A 26,212-nucleotide genomic window follows, 5' to 3' on the forward strand; every position below is an offset into this window, starting at 1 on the left:
GTGTTTTGATATAATAATGATATGAAAAATAAATACTTACCAAATGCAAGTTATAAACTTAGATGAATGATGTAGTGCAAATTCTGGCCTTTTGCGAAGCGATAAAATACTTGCGTTATACAAGTTATATTTATTCATAAAGCGCATAAAGGAGGATTTCATGATATATTTTAGGTGATGTATGAAAAATAACATCATTAGAATTGCCTTATTAATGGCGGTAGTCGCAGCAGCACTAATAGCCTTCTCCATCGCTGGAAGCGGAGTTAGTCCACAGTCTTCTAATTTAGCAAATGTACAGGCAGAACCCTTGGCAGCCGTATCTGGTTCGTCAATAAGCAACCCTCTTAACCTTAATCAGGCCCAGTATTCAATCGTTAATGATACTTCTGCATACAGCCCGTCTGCTCAAATTAGCGTTTTCGTTTCTCTGAAGCCACAGGGCAATTTGCAGGGCTACGTTAATTCGCTGTACGAACCCGGAAGCCCCTATTATCATCAGTTCCTTACATCATCGCAGATAGGCAACAGATTTGGTCTTGACGCACAAACTTACGGTGCGTTCGTAAGTTATTTTGAAGGGTATGGCATAAGCGTCGGAACCACTTCCACAAGGCTCAGCTTATCTCTAACAGGATCAGTATATCAATTCGATCAGGCTTTTCATACTAGGATTCAAGCATTCCAATACAAGTATGTGTCGAATGGCATTTGGAACCCTCTATTCGGAAATAACAGCGCAGTTCCAGGATCTGTTAGCTATTCCACACCATTCTTTGCCAGCACCAGCGATTTGAAGATTCCGGAATCACTTGAACGTTACGTATCAGGTATCTCTGGGCTTAACGGAATGTTTGCACAGCCGGATCTGATGCTGCCATACGGTATGTCCCCATCCATGGCGTATGCAAGTGCACCATCGCAGGCTCCTATGTCTGCAACGACTTATTATCCATCTTTGAACGATATACAAAATATAACTTACGCTAACTATACCTGGACGTATCCTCAAAATGTTTACTTCGCCGTAGGCTATCAAACGGACCTTGGAAATTACCAGTTTATTTTCCCTAGCACTATGCATGTTCTTACTGGTGCTGAAAACCTTTGGAATGGATTATATGCCCTAAGAGAGAGCCCAGATCTCGGTCAGGGCATTACCGTGGCTGTCATAGAGGTTGGTTTTCCGATTCCATCGGACATGGCCCAGTTCTCTGAACAGGTGTTCGGCAACCAGTACCAGCTGCCTGACAGACTCACATACATTGGCATCGGGATACCTTCTCTTTATGCCGGCATTGTCGATGGCTTTGAATGGGGATGGACACTAGAAACTGAACTTGATATCGAATACATAGCTGCTATGGCACCGATGGCACACATAGACGTCGTCGCTGTTCCAAACCCAGAATTCTCTAGTTTTGATAACGCTTATCAGTTTATTGCGCAGTATCTTGTTAACAATGATCCAATATCTGCAATACCTTCTGGCAACACTATATTCGGGCCAACGTCAGGCGCAACCAACGTAACCATAACAAGCAACTCCTACGGTGCTCCTGAATGGGAAGCAGTTTTTTCTGGATCGCCTATGTACGTTACGGTTGAAGATGAACTTCTTGAACAATTGAACATAGTTGGAGTTACGAACTTCTTTGCCTCAGGCGACGAAGGTTCCAATGGAATGGCAGCCTCGCCATCAATGCCTTCTCAATCACCATACGCTACTTCTGTGGGTGGCGGACAGGCGACTGCTGAGGAAGATGGAATCGAATTTCCGGTTACGAATGTGATCGCTAATGGAAGCCTCTACGGCATACAGATACCGATGTATGTCGCCAGTGCGACTGGATTAGGCAGTTTCACATACTGGAGTTACGGCTACGGCTTTCAGGGTACGTTTAAAGGAATAGTAGGCGGTGGCTTCGGTGAATCCGTTATGGAACAACAGCCATGGTATGAAGCTGGGCTAGATGTGTTCGAGAGCGGTGCACTTATTGATCCAATCGTTTCAGGCCCTGCTGCTTTTAACATGACTGTATATGCGTTCGGTGCATGGAACCTATTCTATGGAGGTACGTCTTTCGCTACACCTATTACCGCTGGCGAGTGGGCGTTAATAGAGGAACAGGCTGCAATGCTTCCTTCAGCGACACCTAAGATGGGCAACATAAATTACCTTTTGTTTGAAGCGCACAACTCGTACAATGCCAATGTGCCTGGAATAAACAACCCGTTCTTTGACATGACGAACATAGGAAAAGGCTTCAACTACGGGCCAATAAACGATTATTCTTGGTATCTGTTTAATTTGAGCATAAATGAACCCAGCGACCCGATACTGCCAGGCTGGTATGCGACAATATTTAATCCAGCCGGAGATGGATGGAACTTCCTGCAAGGCCTTGGATTCATAAACGCTGGTATAATGTCTAAGGATCTAATAGGAACAGTCTCAGAACAGGGATATTCAATACTTAACCCGCAGTTCAGCGTAACGATGGTCACCGATTCGGGTTTATCACCGTTTACAACTCTGATAGCTGGTCATACTTATACCTTTAAGATAGTGTTATCTGACGGCGGAATTGCAGGAAGTGATTATAGGATAGATGCATTCAGCGGCGGGGCTATGACGCAAATAACCCCTAATGGAACCGGCTACTTTAGCTACACCCCTTCATACTCTGCGCTTAGCTTCATAGGTAACGCAACAGAATACGGATACTTCTATGTCACCGTTATGAATAGCCCATCGATCTCTCCGGCCTGGGACTTCCAACAGTTCGGAGTATCACAGCCTATTGCTTCTGGACACTTGCAGTTGATCGTAACGAATCCGGAGGGCGTTGCAGAGAATAATACAGTTGAAGTCCCAATGTTTACTACGGGTTTGACCGGATACTACAACACCTATGGGATAGGCCCTGCAGAGGTGATGCTTAATGGGCATCCGGTAGCAAGCGCCGTAGTATCTGAGATATCAGTAAACGTCAGCCAGTTCCATGAGCTGGATCCAACGATGCCCGTATCATCGTACGCACCAGGCGTAACAATAGGGCATTTCCTCACTGACGGAAGGGGAAACTTCGTGTTCTGGACTGATGCTTTACTTGCGGAGACCAACGGCACGCTCCTCACCCAGGTAGTGCAGTTGAGGGCAACGTACGACGGTCTTACCTCTAATACCGTTACCGTATACGTTGAACCACAGGCAGGTGACTTCATACCATCCTTCAGTTATTCGCCAGGATCGTACCTTTCCGGAACAGTGCAGTTCGCTGACATGAAATACGTGAACTACGTTAACGTTTCAATTGGAAATATGCCTGGCCAATACGTAAACGTAAGCTATCCTCCAATAATGTTCGATAGCTATTCTAACATGCCTGTGAGCGGCGTAGTCAACGGCTATGTCCCGTTCAATTTCACAGTGCTGCCTCCACCGGGCCAGACTATTATGCTTAACATGACTGGCGAAGGTATAAATGACCTCACGGTATCTTTTTCAATCTTTGGATTCGCATTCATATCTTATGATATACAAGTCCCAATAATATGGCACTACCAAATACCAATATCCAACGCGGGTCCGGACCCGTCATCGCACATTTCAGCATCGTCTTCGGGCCTCGTATCTGGCAATCTCACAATTTATTACTCTAGTAGCTGGTTAAGCAGCGGCTTAAGTGGTGTCATCACACTTTATGGTCCTAAAAACGCCGTGATAGCAAGTAAAGAAGGAACAGCTGGTACTCTTACAGTTAACACAGAGAAACTTGCAGACGGATACTATTATGCAATTTTCAATGTCGCTACGAGGACAGGATTAAGCTCTACGGCTTCCTATGGATTCTTTGTCTATAATGATGTAACGAATTTGCAGAACAGCATAAGTTCGGTCCAAAAGGCTATATCTTATTCTACAGGATATCCGAACACAGAATACAATGGAAACCTAAGTGCATTAAGGTCCAAAGTATATAAACTCTCGGAAGAATATAACCAGAGTGTGTCAGATCTAAATATGATAAAGGCGGAAGCAGGCTCGCTCTACGAATCTGGATCTATAAATTCGACCCTCTATAACCTCGTGGAGAAGCAGGCCTATTCATACAATAACGAACTTGACAACCTACACGGTGAAATTGCTTCAATGGCATCTCAGATCAACGCAATTGCTGGGAATCAGAAAGCTCTAAATAATGCTAAGCCATTTGTTCTGTCTATACCAATAACTGTTGCCGTGATCTTAGCTATAGTGTTCGGAGTTATAGCGGCTGTGTTTATACCTAAAAGAATGAAAAAATAATTCGTAATATTTTAAAATGAATTTATTACCAAGATTTAAATTTTTTATAAAATAATAGCGAAGAAAAGTTAATATCATACCTTCAGGCTATGTTATTTATGACCTCCAGTGTGATTGTCTCTGCAGCATCGGCAGGAATAGGAAAAGGAATAGTGGCCGTCCTATTGGGATACGGATACAATATAACTGCATTTTCCAGGGATGAAAGCAAATTAAGAGCACTGAAGGAAGAGATGAAGCTTAAGTTTGGCAGAGAAATAAATACGGTTGTAGCCGATCTATCAGTTAGGAGCGATCTTGAAAATGTCGTTTCAAATCACAGAGAAAAGTACGGGTCTATCGATAACCTGGTTGTAAACTATGGAGATCCGAAAGTATCATCCTTCATTGAGATATCCGACGAGGATTGGGATTATGCGATTTCTATGATGCTTAAATCTACAATATATCTCACCAGAGAGGCACTGCGTGACATGATAAGGACGAAACACGGCTCAATAGTGTACGTAACGTCTATGACTGTTAGGGAGCCTATTGAAGGTTTCTCCATATCCGCATCCTTACGTTCAGCTGTAATATCACTTGCGAAGACACTTACCCACGAAGTCTCACAAAACGGTATAAGAGTAAATACTATAGCACAGGGATACTTCAATACAGATAGGTTTAGAGACATTATGAAGAGGGAAATAGATTCATTATCTGGGATGAAGAGGCTTGCAGGAGAGATACCCCTCAGGAGAGTTGGCGAACCAGAGGAGATTGGGGAGCTCGTTGAGTTTCTGCTATCTTCTAGGTCATCGTATATAAATGGAGCAAATATTCCGATCGATGGGGGAATAACTAAATTCCCCCTCTAATTCTAGCGGCATCCATTTTTATTAGAATAATGGTCCTTTAAGTATTTCAACTAATTTCAAGACAATTAACTGTATACTATATTCCTGTATCATTATTTCCATAGCATAGTCAATTTTAATTCATTTGAATGAAAAAAGATTCTCTTTGTATTTTTCAAGCGGGCGGAGTTGCTCCAACAAGATAATATTAATTCGGAGAATGCATTCCCATTAATATTTTGGATAGCCTTGCAGCGAGCTGCAGCTGTTTTAATCAGAAAATTACTGTTGATCGTTTATAAAGAGCTTTTTACGTTGCTAATCAATTGATGAATTTTTTCATACACAATGTTTTATCTTAACAAATGAATATAGCAAGAAGGCCCCAGCCTTGAGGGAGGGGATGAATTTGTTGATATCTCCATAAAAGAGAGTTCGCATGATCATAACATCTTAATATAAATTGTGATTAGTGCTCTTATAATGGGGATAGATCCCCGTAATGATCAAGCGGTCTTAATCGCAAAGCACTTCGGAAGCACTAATTTCGTATGGAATTATTTTCTTGAACAAAGGGTAAGGGAATACAAGGAAAATGATAAATTCCTGACTGCGTTCGATATGATGAAATGTTTAACGGCGTTAAAAAATAAATATGCATGGCTTAGTGAAGTGAATGCACAAAGCTTACAGCAAACACTAATGAAACTATATTCGACTTTTAGATCATTTTTTAAGCACAACACGGCTTTTCCTAAGTTTAAGAGTAAAAAGGATAAACAGTATTTCATAGTACCGCAACACTTTAAATTCAAAGGGAATAGGCTCATTCTTCCGAATTTAATAAAGGCATAAAGTTCAAAGCTAAGCATAAAATACCCGAAAACATAAGACAAATAATAATAACAAAAGATGTGGAAAGATACTGCGCTTCATTGATATATGAATTAGACGAAATATTAGAAAAAGGCAATGAAATAATAGGCATTGATCTCGGCACAGAGGGTTTCGCAGCGCTGTCAAATGGCATACGCATCGAAGAGCCTATAAGCATAAAGAGAGAGGAGAAGAGAATTAAAAGGACACAAAAGAAACTCGCTAAAAAGAAAAAAGACGGTAAAAAATAGCAAGAAGCATATTGCCAAGATAGAAGAGCTATACCAAAAGCTAAGGGATACTAGGAACGACTTTACGCACAAGGTATCTACAGCGATAACCAAGTTTGCATATACCGTTGTGGTTGAAGACTTAAACATTGAGGGAATGATGCGAAACGAGCACGTAGCAAAGGGCATAACTGGCGTTTCTTGGTACGATTTTAAACAAAAGTTGAAATACAAAGCAGAGTGTGGAAATATGGAATTCATCGAGATTGGAAGGTTCGATCCCTCCTTTGAAATATGGAGTAGGTGCGGCTGGATCGATTACAACTTAAAGCTTTCGGATAGGATATTCAGATGTGAAAATTGTGGTCTTGTAATAGATAGAGATTTAAATACGGCAATAAACATTTCCAATATGGAGTTAAAGAAAGTAGGGAAGGGCATTCCCGAATTCACGCCTGTGGATATCGCAACTGCGGCCGATCCGACCATTCGGACTGGAACAGCCAGTAGCCGATCCATGAATCGGGAACCTCCTAAGCCTAAGCGATGAGAGGATGTTAGGTTCTTTAGAGGCAGCAGGATATGGAAATACTTACCTATCTAATTGGTGTTCTTCTTGGACTGTCGCTCACAGCTCCACCTGGCCCAGTAAATTCTATAATATCTGTTGAAAGTGTTAGATCAAAAATTCACGGCTCAAGCGTTGGGGCAGGCGCCATGACTGCCGACATTATTTTCTTTATCATAGTTTATAGTTTTGGAAATATAGTGCCAAAATCAGCGTTATATGCACTATATATCGTAGGATCAATTGTCATGTTCTACTTTGCTTATTCTACACTTAAGAAAAGTTCGCGCTACAAAACGAGAAGGGGCAATTACTTTGTAGGGCTGTTAGTTGGTATATCTAACCCTTTCCAGATAATTTGGTGGGTTACGGCCGGTCTCTTCGTCGTGAACCATATGTCATTGATAGGAGTTTTTGGCCTCTTCAGCGGTGTGGTTTTATGGATAACCATTTTTCCGTTCTTTGTAAACAAATATGCAAAGCGTTACGAAAAATACGTTCGTATTGCATCAAGTGTTGTTCTCATATCTTTCGGTGTATACATACTTATCGTGGGAATCAAGGTTATTTTGTAATTCATAACACTAACAAGATAAAGATTTATTCGTTCTTCATGCCATTTTATTTTACTAGACCTACTTGTGAATTTATTTATTTCGTTTCAAACTCCTAATCGTTTATAATATTACCAATATACCAATCGGTTTTATCAAACGTCTATTGACGTTTGACTTTATGCCATATTTTACGTCTCTTTTGACTACTTCACTTTATAAGACTTTAATAGTTCCCTTCGAACATGCACGAACGCTCTTTGGCTATGATAAATATATAGCTTCTTCCATATACGAATCTACTTACAGTATTTCATGATTTTTTTCCATCATTTTACTTGAGGTATCAATCTATTAAACAATCAGCAAAAAAATTAACAATATCAAACTAAGAAAAATTAAAGCCATCCATATTCATATCAACCCATGAGAGTCATAGTAGCATATGACGGCTCTCCTGGAGCCGACAAGGCTGTCGGATTCGCATTGGGCCTCAAAGATAGCATTGATAAATACTTTATTTTATACGTTTCTAGGGATATTACGGATTTAAGCGGGCAGCTTGTATATATATCGGATGAAACAGTAGAACAGCAGGAAAGGTTGGCAGATGAGATCGTCAATAAGGCAAAGTCACTGATGACCAGATCAGGTGTGGATTATGAAGTTATGAAGGTGGACTCCAATGGAGAAGACATCTCTAAGGTTATTGTAAAGATTGCGCAAGAAAAAGGAATTGATGTTATATTTACCGGTACTAGAAAATTGAGGGGCCTAGATAAATTTTTTCTTGGATCAATCAGTTCCGGCATTTTAGCTCTTTCCTCTTGCCCTGTAATAGTTGTACCACCGTGATTAAATAAAAGTATATTTATGAGATTATGAAAAATTGAAGATACCGGAGATCTATGAGATTTGATTGTTTCCTGCTACGCTTGAACAATTGGTAGAAATAAATACTTGAAGGAAACATAGTTATATTAAAGCAATGAGAAGACCCATCTAAAATGGGTATTATTTGAATTGGCCTTTCTCTTTTTCTATTCTTCCCTTCTCGGAAACGACGTATATATTACAGCCGTCATCGTTACCTTCAAATATCTTATCCGCTATGTTATTGAAGAGGCCAACATCTACAACTCCTGGGATACTTTTGATCTTTTTTTCAAGCTCATTAGTTTCCCTTATCCTTCCGAATTTCATATCAGCTATATAGTTCCCATTGTCTGTTATGAAGAGCGTCCCATCGCTGTTTTTTCTTAGATCGGTGGATGGGCATATCTTCCTGAGATTCTCTAGCGTCATCCTGTGAAGGAAAGGGACAACTTCCACTGGTAGAGGAAAGCTGCCGAAGTTTTCGTCATCTATTTTTCTACTATCAACTATAACGTACATCTCTTTGCTGTTGTATGCGACTATCTTTTCCCTCAGAAGAGCACCTCCACCGCCTTTTATGAGTGTTCCATGGAGATTAACCTGATCCGCACCATCGATTGTTAAATCTATAATCTGTTCTGGGTTTTCAGATATTTCTATACCGGCAGCTCTTGCGAGTTCTTCAGATTTCTTAGATGTACAAACACCCTTTATTTTTAAATTCTCTTCAGAAACTCTTCTACCTAGTTCCTCAATTAAATAGCGGGCCGTTGTCCCTGTGCCGATACCTATAACCATCCCTGTTTTCACATAGGATGCGGCTTCAACAGCAGCGTTTCTTTTCTGCTTCTCATAATCTGGCATATCGTAACATTGTTACTTTAAAATTAATTTATCTTTTCATCCAATAGATGGAGTCAATGTAAACAAATGTATTTCACAATTTCTACCATTTTTCCTGTCTTTGAGTCGAGTTAAGAATAAAATTTATAAGATTCGTGAGCGCTTCGGCAACACTTTGAAAAAGCTAGATTGAAAACGGTATAACTTAATATTACATTATAAGTAAGGATTTAAATGAATCTATACGTAATGCTTTAATTTTAATGTTCTAAATATGAACTAACTAGGATCAGATGTATGTTAAAAATAGAGCACTTGTAAATTACGCATGATCCTTTAATAAAAGTAAATAATAATGAAAGCTGCTGAATTTTTATTTCGAAATATATGTTAAAGAATATTTTTCAGAAGCTTAAAAATCTGACTCGTAGCTGGTTGGCATTTTCCTCTGGCCATTTCTAAGATATACATTGATACCTATGGCAACAGCTACCATGAATATTACAGCGGTTATTATTGCTATGTTAGTGGGATATGTGGGCGGAAAGAAGCTGTAGTATATACCTATGAGCAGCAGTACGAGTGATATTGCAGGCAGTACTGCATGTTTTAGGACTGAGAATTCCCTGAACTTCTTGAATGCCACTGGAAGCGATATATCAGTCATTATGTGGCCAATGAATAAGGCAACTGCCGATGCGGTGACAAGATACAGGAAACCGTTGAACGGCCCCATGGCCAATCCGGCAATTAGTGATACCAATATCCCAGTGAATGCTATGAATACAAGGGCTACGTGCGGTGTTTTGTATTTCCCATGAGTCTTTGCAAAGACTTTTGGTGCTATGCCATCCCTAGACATAGCGAAAAACATCCTGGCTGCGCTGTTTAATGGTGCGAGAGAACCGGTGTAAAGGCTGTTGACTGCAAAAATCATCATTGCTATGGCCATAGGCATTCCCATATATTTTAGAGCTTCTATTATACCGGGCACTCCCTGCCCAACTGTAAGACCTGCGGCAGGATTACTTTGAGCAAATGTGTTCATGTTACTTATTCCCCATCCTATTGTAAGTGCGTATGATGTGAGTACAAACACAACGCCAGTTACAAGGAAGCTTATCAAAAGTGCATTCCTTATGTTCCTCTTTGGCTGTTTCGCTTCCTCTCCAAGCGACACTACTGCAGATGATCCAGACATTGAAAATATCGCAAGTATCATGCCAACAAAAACAGGTCCGAAGCCCCCGGCAGGTTTAGGAGTAAAAGGCTCTAGGGTATTGGCAGGCCCCTTTATAACGATTATTGTAAGCGATAAAATAACGAGCAAGGCTATCTGTATGATAGATGAGGCTAGACTGTACTTTGTAGAACCTTCTATACCAAGATAGGCAGGTAAAAGTACCAACAGCCCAATGGCGATAAGGACAGGTATCCATATCCATGCCGTTAACGTTATGCCAAAGAATATTTCGAATAGGCCAGGTATGAAAACTGCGGTTATAAACAGGATTGCGTTCGTATACGTCATATAATAGGAGAAGAATAGAACGTATCCAGAAATAGATCCGTAGTATTGACCAGCTCCATTCCTGTTGTATGTGTAGAATCCACCTGCGGAAGCAATTTTCTTTGAATATTGATACGGTGTATTGATCCAGAACAGTACGGCAAATATTGCTATAAGATAAGCAAGCGGAAGGGAACCTAGTGCGATGCTTGCTGATCCAGTCATTGTGGCCGCAACTGCCCCTAATGGAGATATCATTGCTATTGCTTGACCAAGCAACGGCCAAAATCCGACAGCATTTGATTTTAGATGACCTGCAGATGTATCATTCATATATTCACTATGCTTGCGGAAAATATAAAGATTTCACGCTGAATGCGTATATTAGCCTTCCGCATGAAATTATATAATTTGACAGATGCTAATTAAGCTCTTGTTAGCAAGTCGTGGAGGATTTTTTCATTTTTACATTTGTCCGCAAATTTCATGCAAGATCGGGCCTTCACCTTTTCGCTCTAAAGTCATTAAACATGGCAAATGCTGGCAGTAAGATGTTAAAAAGTATGGTGGTGATATTATAAACTTCAATACAAAGTAAATTCATTTTGGCTATAGTTTCTGCGCCTTCTAGTTATATTTAAGGATTATAAGCCATTAAAAAATCCGAGGCCAGAGAAACAAAGGTTTGGTATCTAGCCTGGCCGTAAAGCACGAATTTTATGATGTATCCTTCTTTGTTAGAAAGAAAATCTGTTACTGCCTTCAGTGCTATCACAGAAGCTTCTTCAAATGGATACCCATAGATACCGGTGCTTATGGCAGGGAACGCTATACACTTAATCCCGTGAATTTTTGCAATCTCCAATGAACGATAATAGCTACTATAAAGGGTTTCAGCGTCTTCTTCCTGGCCCCTATATATCGGACCAACTGTATGTATAACATACTTCGCCTTTAGTTTCCCACCGGAAGTTATGTCAGCTTCACCTGGCGGCAACCCCTTAGGCCATTTCGTTCTTCTGAGTTCGGCACACTCCAGATCTATAGTTTTTCCACCTTTGAGGTGAATTGCTCCATCGACGCCTCCCCCTCCCATGAGACTAGGATTCGCTGCGTTCACTATCGCCTCACAGTTAACATCCGTTATATCACCTTCAATTATTTCTATTAAGTTTCCCTTATAACTGAAGCTTACCATGTTTGTTGCACCTTATACACATTAATTATTTTATGATGTATAAATGGATTTGAGTGTTTGCTTATTAATACCTATTCTATTGACAGATCGCTATGGTTCAAAGTGTCTATACAGATCAGAAATTATCGCGGATTATTATTCCCTCCACTTGTCTCAACATCGCCAGGAAGATCATCTGCAAACGGTCTATTTCTGAATTTTCCAGGTATGGTTGATAAAGCTAGCCTCCTATATTTTTTATGATTCGAGCGTAGATAGATTCCTCAGACTTATTAGCTTAGTTTGCGGCAAAGATACTGAGTAAAAAGTACTTATTATTAGCGAATATAGCCCCTATAGAATAAAGCTGGCGTCTTCCATAGTGAATTTTGAAATCCACATAGTATTACTAGAGCGGTATAAGATTTTCTAATTTGACCTTTTGAAAAAGGTTTGTCCGGTCTTAGCGAATTTCATTTACACGCATTCTATTGCAGATCTAAAGTAAATATCAAGTACGTTGGTAAGGTAGCGCTTTCAATATCTATAAGATACCATATGAGCATCTATCTCTTTTGTTCATATACCGTTAAATGCTCCATCAAACCGTACAAGGGAACGATCGTGAAGTGTTAGAAAATACAATATAGCAGCTGTTGAAAGAGGCAATCTTGCTATTTTTAATTCACATGGTTTTTGATAACTTTATTTCAGTCAAACGGCTTTACAGTACGATGTGTAATCTTCGTTTTTTTTACAGATTGTTTTTCCGCTTTTCTGCGAGGGCAAGTCTTGCATTTTTATATGTAAAGTATTTAGTCAATCATTACGGTGTCTTCAATCAGATAGATCCGCTTAAGTTTCTATTTAGAATATTGCTTTCCGTATTTCTTCCTGAGATTAATCTAAATCTTAACTAGATTATATAAGATACGGGAATTAGTTTATCAGATGTTTAGCATGGCGAGGTCTCCAATAAATGCACAACATTCGAGACACTATGAAGTAAAATCATAGAAATTTCGTGGTTAGATCTGTTCTGGAATTTTAGTTTTTTATATCTATTACCTCGAGCAGCTGCTTTGCCTGCGACAGCCCAAGGTATTTTCTTGTATATTTCGCGTTATTGCTATATTTATAAGTTGTCATAAATTCACTATCAGTTATGGCCCGAAGTTCATTAAGTTTTTGATTGAATGATAATTGCAACTGTTTCAATTGTTTGAGAGACAAATATGGTTCAATAAAAACTTGTATCGGATTGGTTCTATAAGTGTTTCCCTCAACAAATATCCCATCAGTACCAAAAACGTCTTTTATATAATATAATCCAGCCCTTCCATTTTCGTTTCCTGTGTCAACAGTTCTTATAAATAATGGATTCCTTATTATTTTTTCGTAAAGCTTATCATTTACAAAAAACGATTCTTTTATGTATTCACCATTCTTATATTCTTTTGAATTTAACAGTAGCACTTTATTATTTCCGGGGTTATTATCGATCTCCTTCTTAGTCAAATAATAAGATATTTTAAGCGTATTCTTTTCTTGTGACTTGATATAATCATCAAATTCAGTGCCTGCCCTGTAATCATTTTTATGAGATAATATGTATTCCCTTTCTTTTATTTCTCCATTTATTTTTGTAGCTTTAAATTTTATAGTGCTGTTTTTAGCAGTTGTTCTTTCAAAAAAGCATATTGCTACGTTTACACCTGTATTTTCAAAAATCTTCTTCTCGAATATTATGGCATCATTTATTTTATACCAAGGTAAAAACTTTCTCCTAATTAAATTAGAAACTGAATGTCCAAATAAAAAATTTGAAGGAATTATGTAAACCATCTGATTTATTTCATTTTGCAAATCATTCATTAACGCAATTTGGTATAGGTCCTGCAAACCCTTAAGTGAAGCGGTAAAATAATCAAGTTGTCCAAAATTCTCCTTATGTTTGGCGATATATCCTATGTACAAATATGGTGGATTCGTTATATGGTAAATTGGTTTTTTTACGTTTAGAAGAGGATATTCTTTAAGTGTATCCTTTACCTGAATGTTTTTTTCTGCTATCATTCTTGGTATCCTATATGATTCTGCATTTTTTATGGCCCTTTCGACCATTTCTTTTTGTATATCAAATAGAAATATGTTATCGCGAAAGAATTCGATTCTCTTCTCTTCTGGCACTAGATCAAGGATAGGTAGAATTAAATTGCCTTCACCGGCAAACAGATCAACCCATGTATAACAGTTTATTTTGTCCTTGATTTTAGGCAGTATGTATTCCTTAAATATATTTACAGACGTGAGGTGTTCACCTAGTGTACGCCTTTTCATAAGAATCGATTTTTCAGTATGATGCAATGTATCACCTTTTGTTGTATTTGTTATCGTTATATAGTATGAGGCGTTATATAAGCATATATTATCATGTTGACGTCTCCTTTCGTAATGTGATGAATTTTATGTATTTATGAAGGACACCTTTTCTGGAACTTGTCGATCTATTGTATATACATTTATAATATCCTTTTAATGTTCTCCAATGGTCTTTTATTTATTTCGATCGTATAAAAATAGATTATTTTCATAGCACTCTCTACAGTGTGCATGAATTGCTGTAAAATTGAGATGATCTTGTAATATTCAGAACTAACTGGAAAGAGTGAAAGAAGTAATAAGCACTTTCTTGAGAGACGAAAAAAGAGCTTATAGAATGGTATTTAAACAATAAAAAGCAATAGGCTAGGATGCAGGTATCATCATGTTCGAAAGAAAAGCAAATAAAAAAATAAAGGAAAAGAAAATTCCATAAAGCTGAATAAAAATCCAACTCAAAAGACAGCAGACATGTTCGTTAGAAACAAATGCATTCGGAATATATCGGATAATAGAAAATGCCTTTGATTCTGTGATCCTAGAATCGTATATTGAAGATGTATCTATACGAAATAATGAATCATCGAATTATTTGGGTTGGTGAATATTTCTCCTCTCGTATGCCGCAACTTGTATGGGGATGGGATGAAAAAGTAACATCGCCAGTTGAAATACCCATGGGATCAAAGATAAAATTTCTTTACAAAGATTCTCCGTACATTAAGGCATGTGAAGGCATCAAGTACAGGTATAAGGCTTCATAATTATCCATAGGGGCTAACAGCTGTCGAAATTGAAATTCTTTCAGATAAGGTACGTACATCATCATTGAACTGGTCTTTAATAAGTGATCGCACAATAATGATCAATATCAATAAAAATGTATAACTGGAAAAAATATCTAAATATGGATGTAGATTAAAGTTTGACAGGATATTTTCAAAATTACAGTAATTTATGTACACTATCTCTATGAAGGTCAAGATATATTTTACATTTTGAAATGATCTTATTGGATTACCAGGTAATTTGCTACAAAAATTATATAAAATCGGATCTATAACACTTGATATCATGTATCCAACGTCTATTGATAAACGGGGAAAACTTGATTATTTCTTTTACAGATTCCTACTGTCTAAAGGGTTAACGAGCATAACCACAATGGCATTCATCATATACTTTATGTGGATCATCGTTGTTAGATCTCATTCCGTCTTCCTTTATGGATTGATAATAACAATTTATCTCGCCGTTCAGATTGTATTCTCCATACCTATCGGTCACATGATCGACCGGATAAATAATACAGCCCTGAACTTCCTTTCAAGCTTTATTATCGTGATTAGCTATTCACTGCTGCTGTTAAATGATAGTATTACGGCAATATATCGTAACTGCGGTATCAATTTTTGGGCAAACTCTTAAAACAGACTCCTTTTCTGCAATTATCAAGAAATTTCTCAAAGAAGAATCATACAAAAAGGCAGTATCTTTGAATTTCTTAACAGGAAGCGTAACGTCTTTAACGGGTGCAATCATAGGAGGCGTCTTCCTGATCTACTTTTCAGACTATTTCGTAGATGTCATGATTTCCGCAGTACTTATCTCACTGCTCTCTGCAATTCCAGTCATACAAAAGACCCAAAGGGTAAATGAAAATAGAAATACTTTCTCAGGAGAAATGAAGTCTGTGGGATTATTCCTGAGGCGGATTAGTGGATTTCTATTATTAGCTTTTTTCTTGAATGGTCTTTTTATATCGATCGACACATACTCGTCGGGGCTGTTCAACCTTGTACTAAAGGCCAATCCTGCTTATTACACTGCCTTTAACATGGCTGTACCTATCGGTATGATGGTTGGTACTCCGTTGGTTAACGTAAGGTATTTTAAAATGGAGGAGCCAGCTTTTATCTCAGGAATGATATTTATTTTTGCTCCACTATTAATAATACTTTCATTAAGCAAATTCCCTACCCTTGACATAATTGACGCTTTCACAATTGGTTTACTACTACCTTTGATCAATATACCACTAAATAGCAGACTAATAAAAATAATACCGGGAAAGATCTATGGAAAGATAAGTGCTGTCATGAGGATATTCGTTCAAGGCGCACAACCTGCAATGGGGGCATTATTTAATGTACTCGCAATTGGAATTAGCGTAAAGACGGTGTTTCTATACGTAGGATTATTAGTTATACCCCTGGCGCTCTATGGAATGAGTATAGTTCCTCGATTTTTTGTATCTTATTTTTCTGGTATATAATGAAAGATTCGGCAAAATGCCCTTCAAAAGCCAGGACTGGAATGAATGCTATAGGCCTTCCCGCATATATAAGGCTCGTATGATTTCAAACGCAATAGCTTCTTTGTATTACCTTTGCGTTGAGTCAATTACTTAATTTTGCCTGTTCTAAATGATATGGAAAGGAAGACCTACCATCTGTCATAAGCGTTAATGATCGATATAAAATAAATTTGAACCTGCGATGAAGTCGGTTTCTGTTTACCATCATTATGTCTTGTACTAACTTTATCAGCATGGTTCTGAACTTAGTTCTATGTCTTGTGGCGTTAGATATATAATCGATAAAATGAATAGTAAAAAAATCGCATATTAATACAGAACAAATAATGACGTACAACAGGCGCTTAATAGGTTCACATTTGAACAGCAGGAGGATATAGTTTATATCAACGAAAAAACCGTTTCTCAATAAAATCAATTGGAATATATACATAGCAGAGTACGCCTTTTTATGACGGTAAGTATGAAATCGTTGTATAGGGATATATCGATAAATGGCGCCCTGTTATCGTTCATATCCTTCACAATAGTTAATTCAATTAGCTAGGCTCCGACCATAGAATTCAATTCAAGTGTAATACCGTACAATGAGCCCCTTCCTATATATACAATAATTCAAATCTCACCTATGCTGTTGGATACGTGAACTTCAGTCGCTATGTTAACAGCGTTTCCTATGTCTATGGTGCTTTGCCAGTTATGGTATATAAGGCAGAAAATTTTGGCTATTTTGTTCCGTTTGCACTCTTCTTGATTTTCAAGGTTAGACAGAAAACAGATTTCCCCTTCTTTAGTACATTGTTATATGGCAGTATTCAGGTCGGCCCTGTCAACTATATAAATTCGCATGAGATCGTCTTTGCTTTTCATACTTATGGTTCGCTGTTGAACCTTACAGTACAAGTTTCATTATTTATAGCGGTTTGGGCATCAATAATTTTTCAATTTGGATAAAATCTACGCTAATTCCTTCCTGTAATATTGACCCACGTCATATCCCATCCATGAAAAAGGTTCTTTTAACTTTCTCTTTAACTTTTTTTCCTTATTAATTTTATTGCATCGTCCAGCTTCGCTTTTCTCACATGTCTCTTTGATCTTTCAGACATTGCTTTCATCTTTATTTCAGTGGTTGCCAATACTGTCAATGAATTTCATGTTCCTTGATAGCATTGTTTATATTGCCTACAGCAGTATGCGGGTAATAGATCCCTTGAGAGTTTTTCGTAGTACTCCAAATGTTATTTATTTATAGAGCGTCGAATAGACCTAATCCAATCAAGATCATTTATTGCTTAAGCTAATTATAAATTTATTTCAGAAAGATGATCTCTTTGAATAAGTTGATCTTCAGTTGTTCAGGCCATGCTTTGACCTAAACATGTTGATATTTCATTATCACCATATAACCTTTATCGCAACTTTGCCCTGTGCCATTCAAGAAACTTTTTTGATTCCTTTAAATCCCTATCTATCGTTGTGCTTTCCATTTCCTGGACTTCCCTCTGCAGTTTTTCGCTTCGAGAATTTTTAAGGATACTGCCAACTATTATACGATTGTTATCGCCTATTGAAATGAGCTTTCTGTCAAACATGCCATCGTGCAGCCTGCAAAGCAGCAAGGTATTATAAAGATTTCCGGCATCTTCCGGAAAAAGAAATACATCCTTTATGTGGGAAACAACTAACAGGTCATCGACGTCTATTCCGCATAATAGGCATCTGTGGCCATAGTATTCAAGGGCTTTCTTTCTTAATTTGCCCTGGAATAGCCTTGAATTTAAAAACGCCTTCCTGAACTTGGGATCAATGGCATCTAAATTAAGGGTTTGTTCCTTGCCGGAAGTTGATATTACTCCAGCCGCGCTGAGTATTGTATCCAGCATCTTTTCATCCTGTATGTATTTGAAGACCTGCATTCCCTCTGAATCTATAAGGGAAAGCGGAACCAGTTTCTCGAAGATCACGAAGTCCTCCAGAATAAGGCACAGCACAGGTTCCTTTTCCCCTTTATTGTATTTGCTGAACCGTTCTTCTAGTTCCGACTTGCTGCCCATGCCGTTCATAGTACCGTATTTATCCCACATCTCGTCAACAGTCAGGAACTATTTCCTTACCAGTTCGCCCATGCCGACTATCTTCCCATCCCCGGTTTTAAAGAATAGCGGTATGTGGTCTCCGACATTCAACTGAGTTGTCCTTGTCGTCCAGAAGTTGAATTCTCCACCCCTATAATTCAATTTGAGATAATCCAGCCACCCCTTGTCCGTATGATATATGATCCCATAAACCATAAAATCAATTCTCAATCCATTATAGCTTTTTATTTTTTGTGTTTTTGGATTGTTGGCATTCGTTATTGTTTTTTAACTTGTTGAGTATTTTGTTCAAATGTTATTCATGCATTGCATCTATTATCTGTGGTTTTAATGTCACTTTGATATATATCATAATGATTCTATTTAGATGTTAAATCTTTTCGCCCATAAATCATATCTGTATGGTACTAATGAGATTGTTCACATAGGATAGAAGAAAAATATAACTAAGCAAGCCTTAAAGCCTATTTCTTAAGTGTTTCACTTTTTATGGATTATTTGTTTTTCTTTAGTAAATAGATCTGTATATACTTGCAGTTTCACGATTTTCCTATGATTTCTAACCTTATAACATGCAATATAATCTTTTCATTTTTCAAATGCATGATTTAGAATTTAACAATTTTAGCTATATACATGGAATTATATCAATGTAAAATATATTAATATAACGTTAATATACCCTCGGTTTTATAAGATAGACTATTGGGCATGTCATAAAAGATAATGTATAGTTTTGTTATAAAAATTATATTATGCAACAAAAGGTGTAGTTTTGTTGCATTGTTTTATATACTATTTTTTTAAAGCAATCAAAAAACAATAAGAGAAAAACATTTATATTTAAAATAATGATGCTTTTATAAGAATTGTTGCATTGTGAACGAATTAAGTTATAAAACTCAATGGTGAAAATAAAAGATGAAACGGATCTTCCTGACCATATAACATATGATGAATACCAGAGTCTAATTAATGAGATAATTAATAATCTTTATAATCACTATTTAAACAGTAAAATAATACCATATTTAAAAGCCAGGGATGTATTGTTAGTAAACTGCATGTGGGAATTAGGCGGAAGAATATCAGATATTTTGAATATAGAAGTTAAAGATATAGATTTTATGAATAAGTTGGTAATTTTAAAAGTTAAGAAAGGAGGAGGATTTATAAACAAAATACCAGTATCAGATAATTTATTATTAGCATTCTCTAATTTCATGAGGGAACTTAATGTAAGTAATAGAAGATTATTTAAAATGGATAGGCAAACCGCATGGAAAAAAATAAAAGGTTATGGGAATAAAATAGGGTTAAATCTGCATCCGCATATGTTCAGGCACGGACTGGCTATATATTTATTATTGAAAGGAGTTCCTATACAGGTTATTGCAAGAAGGCTAGGCCATAAGAATGCAATGACGATATTGCAGTATCATGTTGTGATTACACCATATATGGAACGGGAAGCATTGCGTGGCGTACTATTATAGGCTTTTATGAAAGATATTGATTCAAAGGCATTTAAATCTCAAAAAACGAGCATGAGGACACCTTATGATTCTTCAGGAATTGCATCAATAATCTCTCCGCAATTGTTTATTACAATCTTGTCAACAATAAATAGCTCTCCATCCTGCACTTCTATGGGCTTTAGTTTCAGCTTCTTATTAATACTTTTCCAGTACGAAAGGTCTATCTTGGCGTGGTGGAATACTATATAAGGATTTTCTTGTTCTTGTTTATATTCTAGTTCTAACTTGAATATATGTGCATTCTCGACGTCTTGAGTGTTAAGCTGAATAAATATATAAAAACAAATAATATAAAAAATGCCAAAAATTATTAGTGTTCCTATAATTATTTCTGGCGACCTAAATAAAGAATATGAATAATATATGTAAGCTTGCAAAATAATTATCGATAGTATAATACCTACGGAGCGGACCTGAAGCCATTTGCCACCTTTTATTTCGTTTTCATTCCTCTGGTCAGTTTTACTTAGAATGATAAAATCACGATCATAGTTTTTCTCCAGTCTTTTACGTTTACTAATTGTTGAAAGTCTAGTAAACCATGTTTTCTTGGGCTCTTTGGCATATTTAATTAAAATCTGATTATATTTCAATGTGTGATCTGGGTGTGAGACTATGTGAAGATTTGAATAGAATTCAGAAAAAGATGTAAAATCACAGATCCTACATTTATATAATCTCAGATAAACACCTTTTCTGTTGTAATAAGACGTTCTGATAGCACGAGTGAGTCCAATATAAAGCATTATCAGAGCAATAATAAAGTAAAAGCTCAATTGAAATTCAAGTAACTGAATGTATATCAGATAACTGAAAGCACTAAAAATATTTACCATAACAATGATGGGTTGAAAGGTAAAGGTCACTACAGCAAAAAATGCTGTATACTTGAAAATGTTAAATTCTGGATTATTGTTTAAGAAGAAATTACGGTCTTTATACAGCAATTCCTCTATTATTTCTTTTTTTGTTATATATTGGTTTTCACTCACAAAATAATAAGATAGCCATAATTATTAATTTTTACTATCAACAATTTTAGGCTCAATAGCTCTATAAATACTCATTATTTAAATAAGGAGAGGATTCCATTTCTGAAAGCTAGGGGTATGTTTGATGGTGAACTGCATGTGGGAATTAGGCGGAAGAAATCAGATATAATAAATATAAAAAAGATGATAACAGTAATTGTAAAGAAAAGGCATAATTTTGTTAATAAAGTCCCTATATATGATGATTTGTTACTGAATGCATCCTTATTTACAAGCAAATACAATATTAATGGAAAACTATTCAATATAAGCAGACAAAGGGCGTAGAAGATAATACATGAATATGGCCTTAAAATAGGACTGGAATTGTATCCTCATATGTTCGGGCACGTATTGGCCATATACTTATTATTGAAGGAAGTTCCGATTCAGGTAATAGCAAGAAGATTAAGCCATAAGAATACAATGACCACACTACAGTATTACTTTGTAATTACGCTGTAAATTGAAAGAGAAGCACTAAGAGTGGTGATATTTTAATTTATATGTGTAATACATGCTTCAAAAATGGGTATTATCAAAGTTTTTGATTTTCCAGCAATTTGTTTAACTCCATTTTTGACTTTCTATAGTTCATTAAATCGTGTTGTTTTATGCTGTTCCTCATATTATCATACTCACTTGAAGTCATAACCGATTCATGAATCCTTGATATATATGCAGGCCTATTGTTCTTAATGTCCATATCTACATTTTGGTTTTGGAGAGTACGCCAGAAGAGACTTTTTAAATTTTCGTCATTCCCAAATATAGAATCTTCATTTTTATGTATTTCCGCATTATTAGATTTATTAGAAATTTTAGGTAAAGCCAGATTGGTTTTTTCGAATATTCGGGTATTCGGCACTTTTTTGAAATTACCGTGCCCACCATTGTATATTTCTGCAGTGATATCTGAAATTATAAAACTCGAATAATGTGGGGCAGAAACATGGCCATAAGGAGATGCAAGGTTACTGAATATTCTTGGTATATCAGTACTTATTATTCCCTTATCAGATTCGTGAATTTTATCTAAATATTTTATAATATACTGATATGAAATATTTGCATTTAAATATGATGAATATGTGAAACTAATAAATGGAACCAAAGTACTTTCCTGTGTAATCCAGTTAGGCAGAGAATTTTGAATTGTTTTATGGTCCTTTATATAAAATAGAGGGCTAAATACAATATTATTATTTAGAAATTTTATTGAATTATCATTCAATAATTCCGATTGAAAAATATAAAAATCAGTATTTAATTCACTTGACAGATCAAAGATAAATTTCTTAATTTTAGCGGATGTTTCAGAATCCCTATTTTTAAAAACATAGTCTTTTACATTGCCTGTTAATTTAATATAAACTGCTTTAAGGCAGTTCTTATTCTCTATCCTTATAAAATAGTCTTCTATTTTATTTTTTAATGTCGCTAAATAATCATTTGTATTTAAAATACTATTAAGTTCTTTATTACTAATGGGTTCTTCATAAATAAATAAATTTCTTATTCTCGTTAAGGGAATGTGTGCACCTAAATGGCTTTTAGCGTTAATATCATACCTATTAACAAATCTATTTGGTGTTTCTACATTTCCTTTATCATACTTTATATTCAATCTTGTTAAATTGTTTTCGCTTCTTTCTTCCGGTCTTATGTTTATTCCCATTTTAATTCAGGCACCTTAGTCTTTGTTGCATATTCAGGATAATTCCTGTATACATACCTTAATATGCCCTTTGTATCCCATTCATCCCAATCATATTTGTTTTTTCTAAGTTTTTCAAGGTCCTCATTGTTTATATTTTTACTTTTAATAACTTTATTTATGTATTCTTTCCCGCTTTCTGTGATGGCATAAGTAGCGTGGCCCTCACCCCTGTTAAATTTTATTATTTTGCCATCATTAATTAACTTCACTACTATATCGGAAACTAGCTGGCTATAAGGCCCATACTTATCTGGATGATATAAAGCGGAAATATTAGTAAATACTTCCTTCACAGTAAGGAAAACCTGCTTTTGCATCATTGTTTTCCCTGAAATTTTACCGTAATTTAACAGTAAAAGTATAATATCCTCTACATTAAGTTCTTTACTATTTTCATAGTCGCTCAATAATTTATCCCAGTCTGTTTCTATTTTTACATTTATCATATAGATTTGCCACCATCGTATATTATCCTTAACAACATACCATCTTTCATTTCCATTAATATATTTATAGAGATATCCCGGTTATCTATTTTTAATTTGTGATGAAACCCAATCATGTTATTTTTATATTTGTTGTTTCCGTTTGTAATAAAATCATTTATATTTTTCTTTATGCCTCTTTGATTTACTAAATTAGAAATTAAATTTTTTAATTTAATTTCATCAACATGAAAGTTTTTTAATAATTCCTGAAATGCATCGGGTATAATAATTTTGTATTCATAATCACCTGATATACTAATTTCTAAAGGTTCTATATTACATAGGCAATCTATTTTTTTACATTTTTTACAATGATAGGTATCTATATATAATGTATTTTCAATTTTTCCTTCTGATGAATTATCCACACCGGCTTTAATAATATGGGATAAACCTATATGTTTTGAAGTTTTAGTTGAGTTAGTATACTTTGCTTCATACTTTACTTTTTCTAAATCGCTAGAACCGCAATATTTGCAATAATCACCCATTTTTATCACCGGTGTTCTTTATAATTGTTTAATCATTTTATACTTAATATTTTTATTGCTCATTAGCAAATATATTACTGAATTTTTTCGATCCAACTTTTTTTCACCTCTTGTTATTAACTGCTTTCTTCTATTACCTTCCTTTCCTCGGCAGTTAGTCCATATAATCTATAAATAGCTATGTCAATTTGCGTGTCCACTCTCTTAATTTCGTCTAATATTTCATAATTTTCATCAGTCTTTTTACCATTGAACTGGTTTAGTTTTTTGTTTAATGTTATAACTTTTTCAACGAGTCCCACAATCTCATCTTGTTCAGAAATAGGTATTACTTTTATTGGAAATTTTTTAGCGTTAACAATTAGTATTTTTTGAAGAAGTGTTTTTGTTGGGTCAGGATATTTTTCTTTATGATAATAATTTATTAACTTTGTATTAAGTAAAGCGAGTATGTACGTTATTCTGAATTCATTCTAATTTTTTGATATTAAATTAAAAGCTATTTGCGTATTATATAATTCTTCTTCAGTATAACTGGCATATATCCTAAGTGATTTACCACTAATTATCTGCCTCACAACTATATGCGGACTTGTAAAAATCTCTTTTCCCTAAGAACAGCTAGCCAATTTCCACAGCTTATGTATTTTTTCTTGTACCAAAATATACCCTACCGTATAATGTTCTTGCCCGATAAGAGAGGCTTAAACGTTTCATTCTTTTTAGTATCTGAATGAAAAATCCGATCGCTTATTTTCTGTTGAGACTGTCCTTTGTATTTGTCATATGGAGTTAATACTAATGAGAAATCACATACATCAAAAAGATTTTATGTACTACTTTTCTAAATTTTTTCCAATATGGTTTTTGACATTTTGTTTATGGAAATATTAATGGCATAATCATTAAGTTCCCATTTATTCTGATTATACTGAATAATGTTCGAACAATTATTTTCATTAATTGAATTGATTTTTGCATTTCTTGAATACAAATAAACTTCACATTCTTTTAATTTTGATCTTTCTTTACTCTTCCTATAGATCAATATAACTATTTCAATCTTAACACCGTCAAAAACATCGTCAGGAAGTCTAACAATTTTGGTTATGGTGGTCTGTTTCAATAGAAGAGTCCGTGTTTTTTGTATGATTCATTGTACAAAATAGAATTGGGAATAATAAATCCGAAATATCCATAATTTTTTAACAAATTCGCTGCTCTTTCAACAAATGCCGAGTAGGGATTCATTCTATTCTCAACCGTGGTGTAATTACTAAAAAGATATTTTACAATTGTAGGGTCTAACCCTTTAATATCCACATATGGCGGATTCCCGATAACGATATAAAAACCTCCATTTTTCATTATTTCCGGAAATTCTGCTTTCCATTTGAAAGACTCATCGGAAATTGATGGGCCATCAATCAAGCTTGAAGGTAATAAATATGCATTAAAATGAAAAAATTAAAGGAGCTATAACTGAAACGGATCTCAAACTTAGTAAAATCAAACATAAGTTAGCGGTAGAAAAGAATATTGATATTTCATTTGAGCGTCTGTTAGCTATGCTTGCTGACAAGTATGAGGAGGTCAAGGCTTGATGACTAAATTAGAGGATTTTGAAACTTATCTCATAGGTGAACTTCGCATGTCTCCAAGCACAATGAAACTTACAATGAAAAAATGGAATACACGGAAAGAAGATGTGATATCAATGACAGAACATCTATACAGACATTTATTAGACAAGGATGGCAAAAAAAGGAAATAAAACAGCCGATGGCTATATAAAAATATTGAACAGATGGAGCAAATACAAGAGATTCCAGCCATTCAAATATTTCAGGCAATACGGAAGTTTTGGAATAAAGTATTGCACTGAAGAACAAACGAGAAATTGATGGAAACAGTTGCAAATAAGGGCTTAAGGGAAAAAGCAATGCTTTCTGTTTGTTTAACTGCGTATTAAGATTAAAGGAAGCATGCGACTTAAAAATATCAAATATTTACGATGATACAATAAAAGTTTTAGGCAAGGGACAAAAAGAAAGATTAGTATATTTGCCTCCAGAGACAAAGGAAGCTTTGATGGATTATTTAAAGGTAAGGACTCCGGAGAAAAATTTGGAGGACCGTGATTACGTTTTTACTACTGCATCCTGGAAGAAATTGAGCTATAATTATTTCACGAAAATATGCCATGAAATAAGCATAATGGCCGGAGTAAAATGGCATCCGCATATGGTAAGGCATACGTATGCTACTGAACTTTTCAAATCCGGAGTGAATATTTATTACGTTGCGAGATTGTTAGGCCACTAGGATTTGAGTTCAACGGAATTTTATCTGCATCCTTCT

The 26,212-nt window shown here is 35.8% G+C and carries 26 protein-coding genes and 1 pseudogene; 14 read left to right on the forward strand and 13 right to left on the reverse strand.

All coding sequences use genetic code 11. The annotated features are described in order from the left end of the window. Nucleotides 1-181: 181 nt before the first annotated feature. From TVG_RS03795 to TVG_RS03820, 7 genes and pseudogenes are all read left to right on the forward strand, one after another. Nucleotides 182-4,312 carry a S53 family peptidase gene (locus TVG_RS03795; RefSeq protein WP_010916968.1) on the forward strand — a complete coding sequence of 1,377 codons (4,131 nt, stop codon included), beginning with the start codon at nt 182-184 and terminating at the stop codon, nt 4,310-4,312. 98 nt (nt 4,313-4,410) lie between these two features. Beyond that, the gene (locus TVG_RS03800; RefSeq protein WP_241760318.1) at nt 4,411-5,172 is read left to right on the forward strand and encodes an SDR family oxidoreductase; all 762 of its coding nucleotides are present in this window, start codon (nt 4,411-4,413) and stop codon (nt 5,170-5,172) included. Nucleotides 5,173-5,634: 462 nt separating this feature from the next. After that, the gene (locus TVG_RS08970) at nt 5,635-6,006 is read left to right on the forward strand and encodes an RNA-guided endonuclease InsQ/TnpB family protein (RefSeq protein ID WP_048053972.1); all 372 of its coding nucleotides are present in this window, start codon (nt 5,635-5,637) and stop codon (nt 6,004-6,006) included. Nucleotides 6,007-6,065: 59 nt separating this feature from the next. After that, nucleotides 6,066-6,278 carry a transposase gene (locus TVG_RS08900; RefSeq protein WP_010916971.1) on the forward strand — a complete coding sequence of 71 codons (213 nt, stop codon included), beginning with the start codon at nt 6,066-6,068 and terminating at the stop codon, nt 6,276-6,278. Between the two features lies 1 nt (nt 6,279). After that, a pseudogene (locus TVG_RS08105) lies at nt 6,280-6,807 on the forward strand (RNA-guided endonuclease InsQ/TnpB family protein); the annotation flags it as partial. Between the two features lie 32 nt (nt 6,808-6,839). Next, nucleotides 6,840-7,400, forward strand: coding sequence for a LysE family translocator (locus TVG_RS03815; RefSeq protein ID WP_010916973.1), 561 nt, complete (start codon nt 6,840-6,842; stop codon nt 7,398-7,400). Nucleotides 7,401-7,805: 405 nt separating this feature from the next. Then, a complete protein-coding gene (locus tag TVG_RS03820) occupies nt 7,806-8,234 on the forward strand; it encodes a universal stress protein (protein WP_010916974.1) in 429 nt (142 codons plus the stop codon). A gap of 159 nt (nt 8,235-8,393) precedes the next feature. On the opposite strand, the gene rpiA is transcribed toward TVG_RS03820, so the two are convergent. The 4 genes from rpiA to TVG_RS03840 all read right to left on the reverse strand — a co-directional run bounded on the left by rpiA (nt 8,394) and on the right by TVG_RS03840 (nt 14,152). Next, on the reverse strand, nt 8,394-9,119 hold the full coding sequence (rpiA, locus tag TVG_RS03825) for a ribose 5-phosphate isomerase A (protein WP_010916975.1): 726 nt from the start codon (nt 9,117-9,119) through the stop codon (nt 8,394-8,396). Nucleotides 9,120-9,510: 391 nt separating this feature from the next. After that, nucleotides 9,511-10,941, reverse strand: a complete 1,431-nt coding sequence (locus tag TVG_RS03830) for an APC family permease (RefSeq protein ID WP_010916976.1) — start codon at nt 10,939-10,941, stop codon at nt 9,511-9,513. A gap of 304 nt (nt 10,942-11,245) precedes the next feature. Beyond that, on the reverse strand, nt 11,246-11,806 hold the full coding sequence (locus TVG_RS03835) for an O-acetyl-ADP-ribose deacetylase (RefSeq protein ID WP_010916977.1): 561 nt from the start codon (nt 11,804-11,806) through the stop codon (nt 11,246-11,248). Nucleotides 11,807-12,832: 1,026 nt separating this feature from the next. Continuing rightward, the gene (locus tag TVG_RS03840; RefSeq protein WP_241760319.1) at nt 12,833-14,152 is read right to left on the reverse strand and encodes an N-6 DNA methylase; all 1,320 of its coding nucleotides are present in this window, start codon (nt 14,150-14,152) and stop codon (nt 12,833-12,835) included. Nucleotides 14,153-14,787: 635 nt separating this feature from the next. On the opposite strand from TVG_RS03840, the gene TVG_RS08510 reads away from it, so the two are divergent. From TVG_RS08510 to TVG_RS03850, 3 genes are all read left to right on the forward strand, one after another. Then, nucleotides 14,788-14,931 carry a hypothetical protein gene (locus TVG_RS08510; RefSeq protein WP_156769076.1) on the forward strand — a complete coding sequence of 48 codons (144 nt, stop codon included), beginning with the start codon at nt 14,788-14,790 and terminating at the stop codon, nt 14,929-14,931. A gap of 605 nt (nt 14,932-15,536) precedes the next feature. Further along, nucleotides 15,537-16,442 carry an MFS transporter gene (locus TVG_RS03845; RefSeq protein WP_010916979.1) on the forward strand — a complete coding sequence of 302 codons (906 nt, stop codon included), beginning with the start codon at nt 15,537-15,539 and terminating at the stop codon, nt 16,440-16,442. A gap of 684 nt (nt 16,443-17,126) precedes the next feature. Then, nucleotides 17,127-17,438: a hypothetical protein gene (locus TVG_RS03850; RefSeq protein ID WP_048053973.1), complete on the forward strand. Its 312-nt coding sequence runs from the start codon at nt 17,127-17,129 to the stop codon at nt 17,436-17,438. 458 nt (nt 17,439-17,896) lie between these two features. Here TVG_RS03850 and TVG_RS03855 read toward each other — a convergent pair whose 3' ends face one another. Both TVG_RS03855 and TVG_RS03860 read right to left on the reverse strand, forming a co-directional pair. Next, nucleotides 17,897-18,571 (reverse strand): HNH endonuclease, encoded by a 675-nt coding sequence (locus tag TVG_RS03855; protein ID WP_010916980.1) that lies wholly within the window; start codon nt 18,569-18,571, stop codon nt 17,897-17,899. An 18-nt stretch (nt 18,572-18,589) separates the two neighbouring features. Beyond that, the gene (locus TVG_RS03860) at nt 18,590-18,778 is read right to left on the reverse strand and encodes a hypothetical protein (RefSeq protein ID WP_048053975.1); all 189 of its coding nucleotides are present in this window, start codon (nt 18,776-18,778) and stop codon (nt 18,590-18,592) included. A 710-nt stretch (nt 18,779-19,488) separates the two neighbouring features. On the opposite strand from TVG_RS03860, the gene TVG_RS03865 reads away from it, so the two are divergent. Next, nucleotides 19,489-20,079, forward strand: a complete 591-nt coding sequence (locus TVG_RS03865; protein ID WP_010916981.1) for a tyrosine-type recombinase/integrase — start codon at nt 19,489-19,491, stop codon at nt 20,077-20,079. 62 nt (nt 20,080-20,141) lie between these two features. On the opposite strand, the gene TVG_RS03870 is transcribed toward TVG_RS03865, so the two are convergent. Next, nucleotides 20,142-21,113 (reverse strand): hypothetical protein, encoded by a 972-nt coding sequence (locus TVG_RS03870; RefSeq protein WP_048053976.1) that lies wholly within the window; start codon nt 21,111-21,113, stop codon nt 20,142-20,144. A 333-nt stretch (nt 21,114-21,446) separates the two neighbouring features. Here TVG_RS03870 and TVG_RS08975 point away from each other — a divergent pair, with 333 nt between their 5' ends. Continuing rightward, nucleotides 21,447-21,617, forward strand: coding sequence for a tyrosine-type recombinase/integrase (locus TVG_RS08975; protein ID WP_394295256.1), 171 nt, complete (start codon nt 21,447-21,449; stop codon nt 21,615-21,617). Nucleotides 21,618-21,690: 73 nt separating this feature from the next. Here TVG_RS08975 and TVG_RS03880 read toward each other — a convergent pair whose 3' ends face one another. From TVG_RS03880 to TVG_RS03905, 6 genes are all read right to left on the reverse strand, one after another. Beyond that, on the reverse strand, nt 21,691-22,830 hold the full coding sequence (locus TVG_RS03880) for a hypothetical protein (RefSeq protein ID WP_048053977.1): 1,140 nt from the start codon (nt 22,828-22,830) through the stop codon (nt 21,691-21,693). Continuing rightward, nucleotides 22,821-23,318 carry a YwgA family protein gene (locus TVG_RS08115; protein WP_010916982.1) on the reverse strand — a complete coding sequence of 166 codons (498 nt, stop codon included), beginning with the start codon at nt 23,316-23,318 and terminating at the stop codon, nt 22,821-22,823. The genes TVG_RS03880 and TVG_RS08115 overlap by 10 nt, the downstream gene beginning before the upstream one ends. Next, nucleotides 23,315-23,851, reverse strand: a complete 537-nt coding sequence (locus tag TVG_RS03890; protein ID WP_048053978.1) for a hypothetical protein — start codon at nt 23,849-23,851, stop codon at nt 23,315-23,317. Before TVG_RS03890 ends, TVG_RS08115 begins: the two co-directional genes overlap by 4 nt. 116 nt (nt 23,852-23,967) lie before the next feature. Next, the gene (locus TVG_RS03895; RefSeq protein ID WP_048053979.1) at nt 23,968-24,153 is read right to left on the reverse strand and encodes a hypothetical protein; all 186 of its coding nucleotides are present in this window, start codon (nt 24,151-24,153) and stop codon (nt 23,968-23,970) included. Nucleotides 24,154-24,695: 542 nt separating this feature from the next. Continuing rightward, complete coding sequence (locus TVG_RS03900; protein ID WP_048053980.1) at nt 24,696-24,977, reverse strand: N-6 DNA methylase; 282 nt, start codon at nt 24,975-24,977, stop codon at nt 24,696-24,698. Further along, a complete protein-coding gene (locus tag TVG_RS03905) occupies nt 24,974-25,282 on the reverse strand; it encodes an Eco57I restriction-modification methylase domain-containing protein (RefSeq protein WP_010916983.1) in 309 nt (102 codons plus the stop codon). The genes TVG_RS03900 and TVG_RS03905 overlap by 4 nt, the downstream gene beginning before the upstream one ends. A gap of 172 nt (nt 25,283-25,454) precedes the next feature. On the opposite strand from TVG_RS03905, the gene TVG_RS08515 reads away from it, so the two are divergent. Beyond that, the gene (locus tag TVG_RS08515) at nt 25,455-25,625 is read left to right on the forward strand and encodes a hypothetical protein (RefSeq protein WP_162009538.1); all 171 of its coding nucleotides are present in this window, start codon (nt 25,455-25,457) and stop codon (nt 25,623-25,625) included. 179 nt (nt 25,626-25,804) lie between these two features. Beyond that, nucleotides 25,805-26,176, forward strand: a complete 372-nt coding sequence (locus tag TVG_RS03910; protein ID WP_010916984.1) for a tyrosine-type recombinase/integrase — start codon at nt 25,805-25,807, stop codon at nt 26,174-26,176. Nucleotides 26,177-26,212: the final 36 nt, after the last annotated feature.

Source organism: Thermoplasma volcanium GSS1 (genome assembly GCF_000011185.1).
GTDB classification, from domain to species: Archaea; Thermoplasmatota; Thermoplasmata; order Thermoplasmatales; family Thermoplasmataceae; genus Thermoplasma; species Thermoplasma volcanium.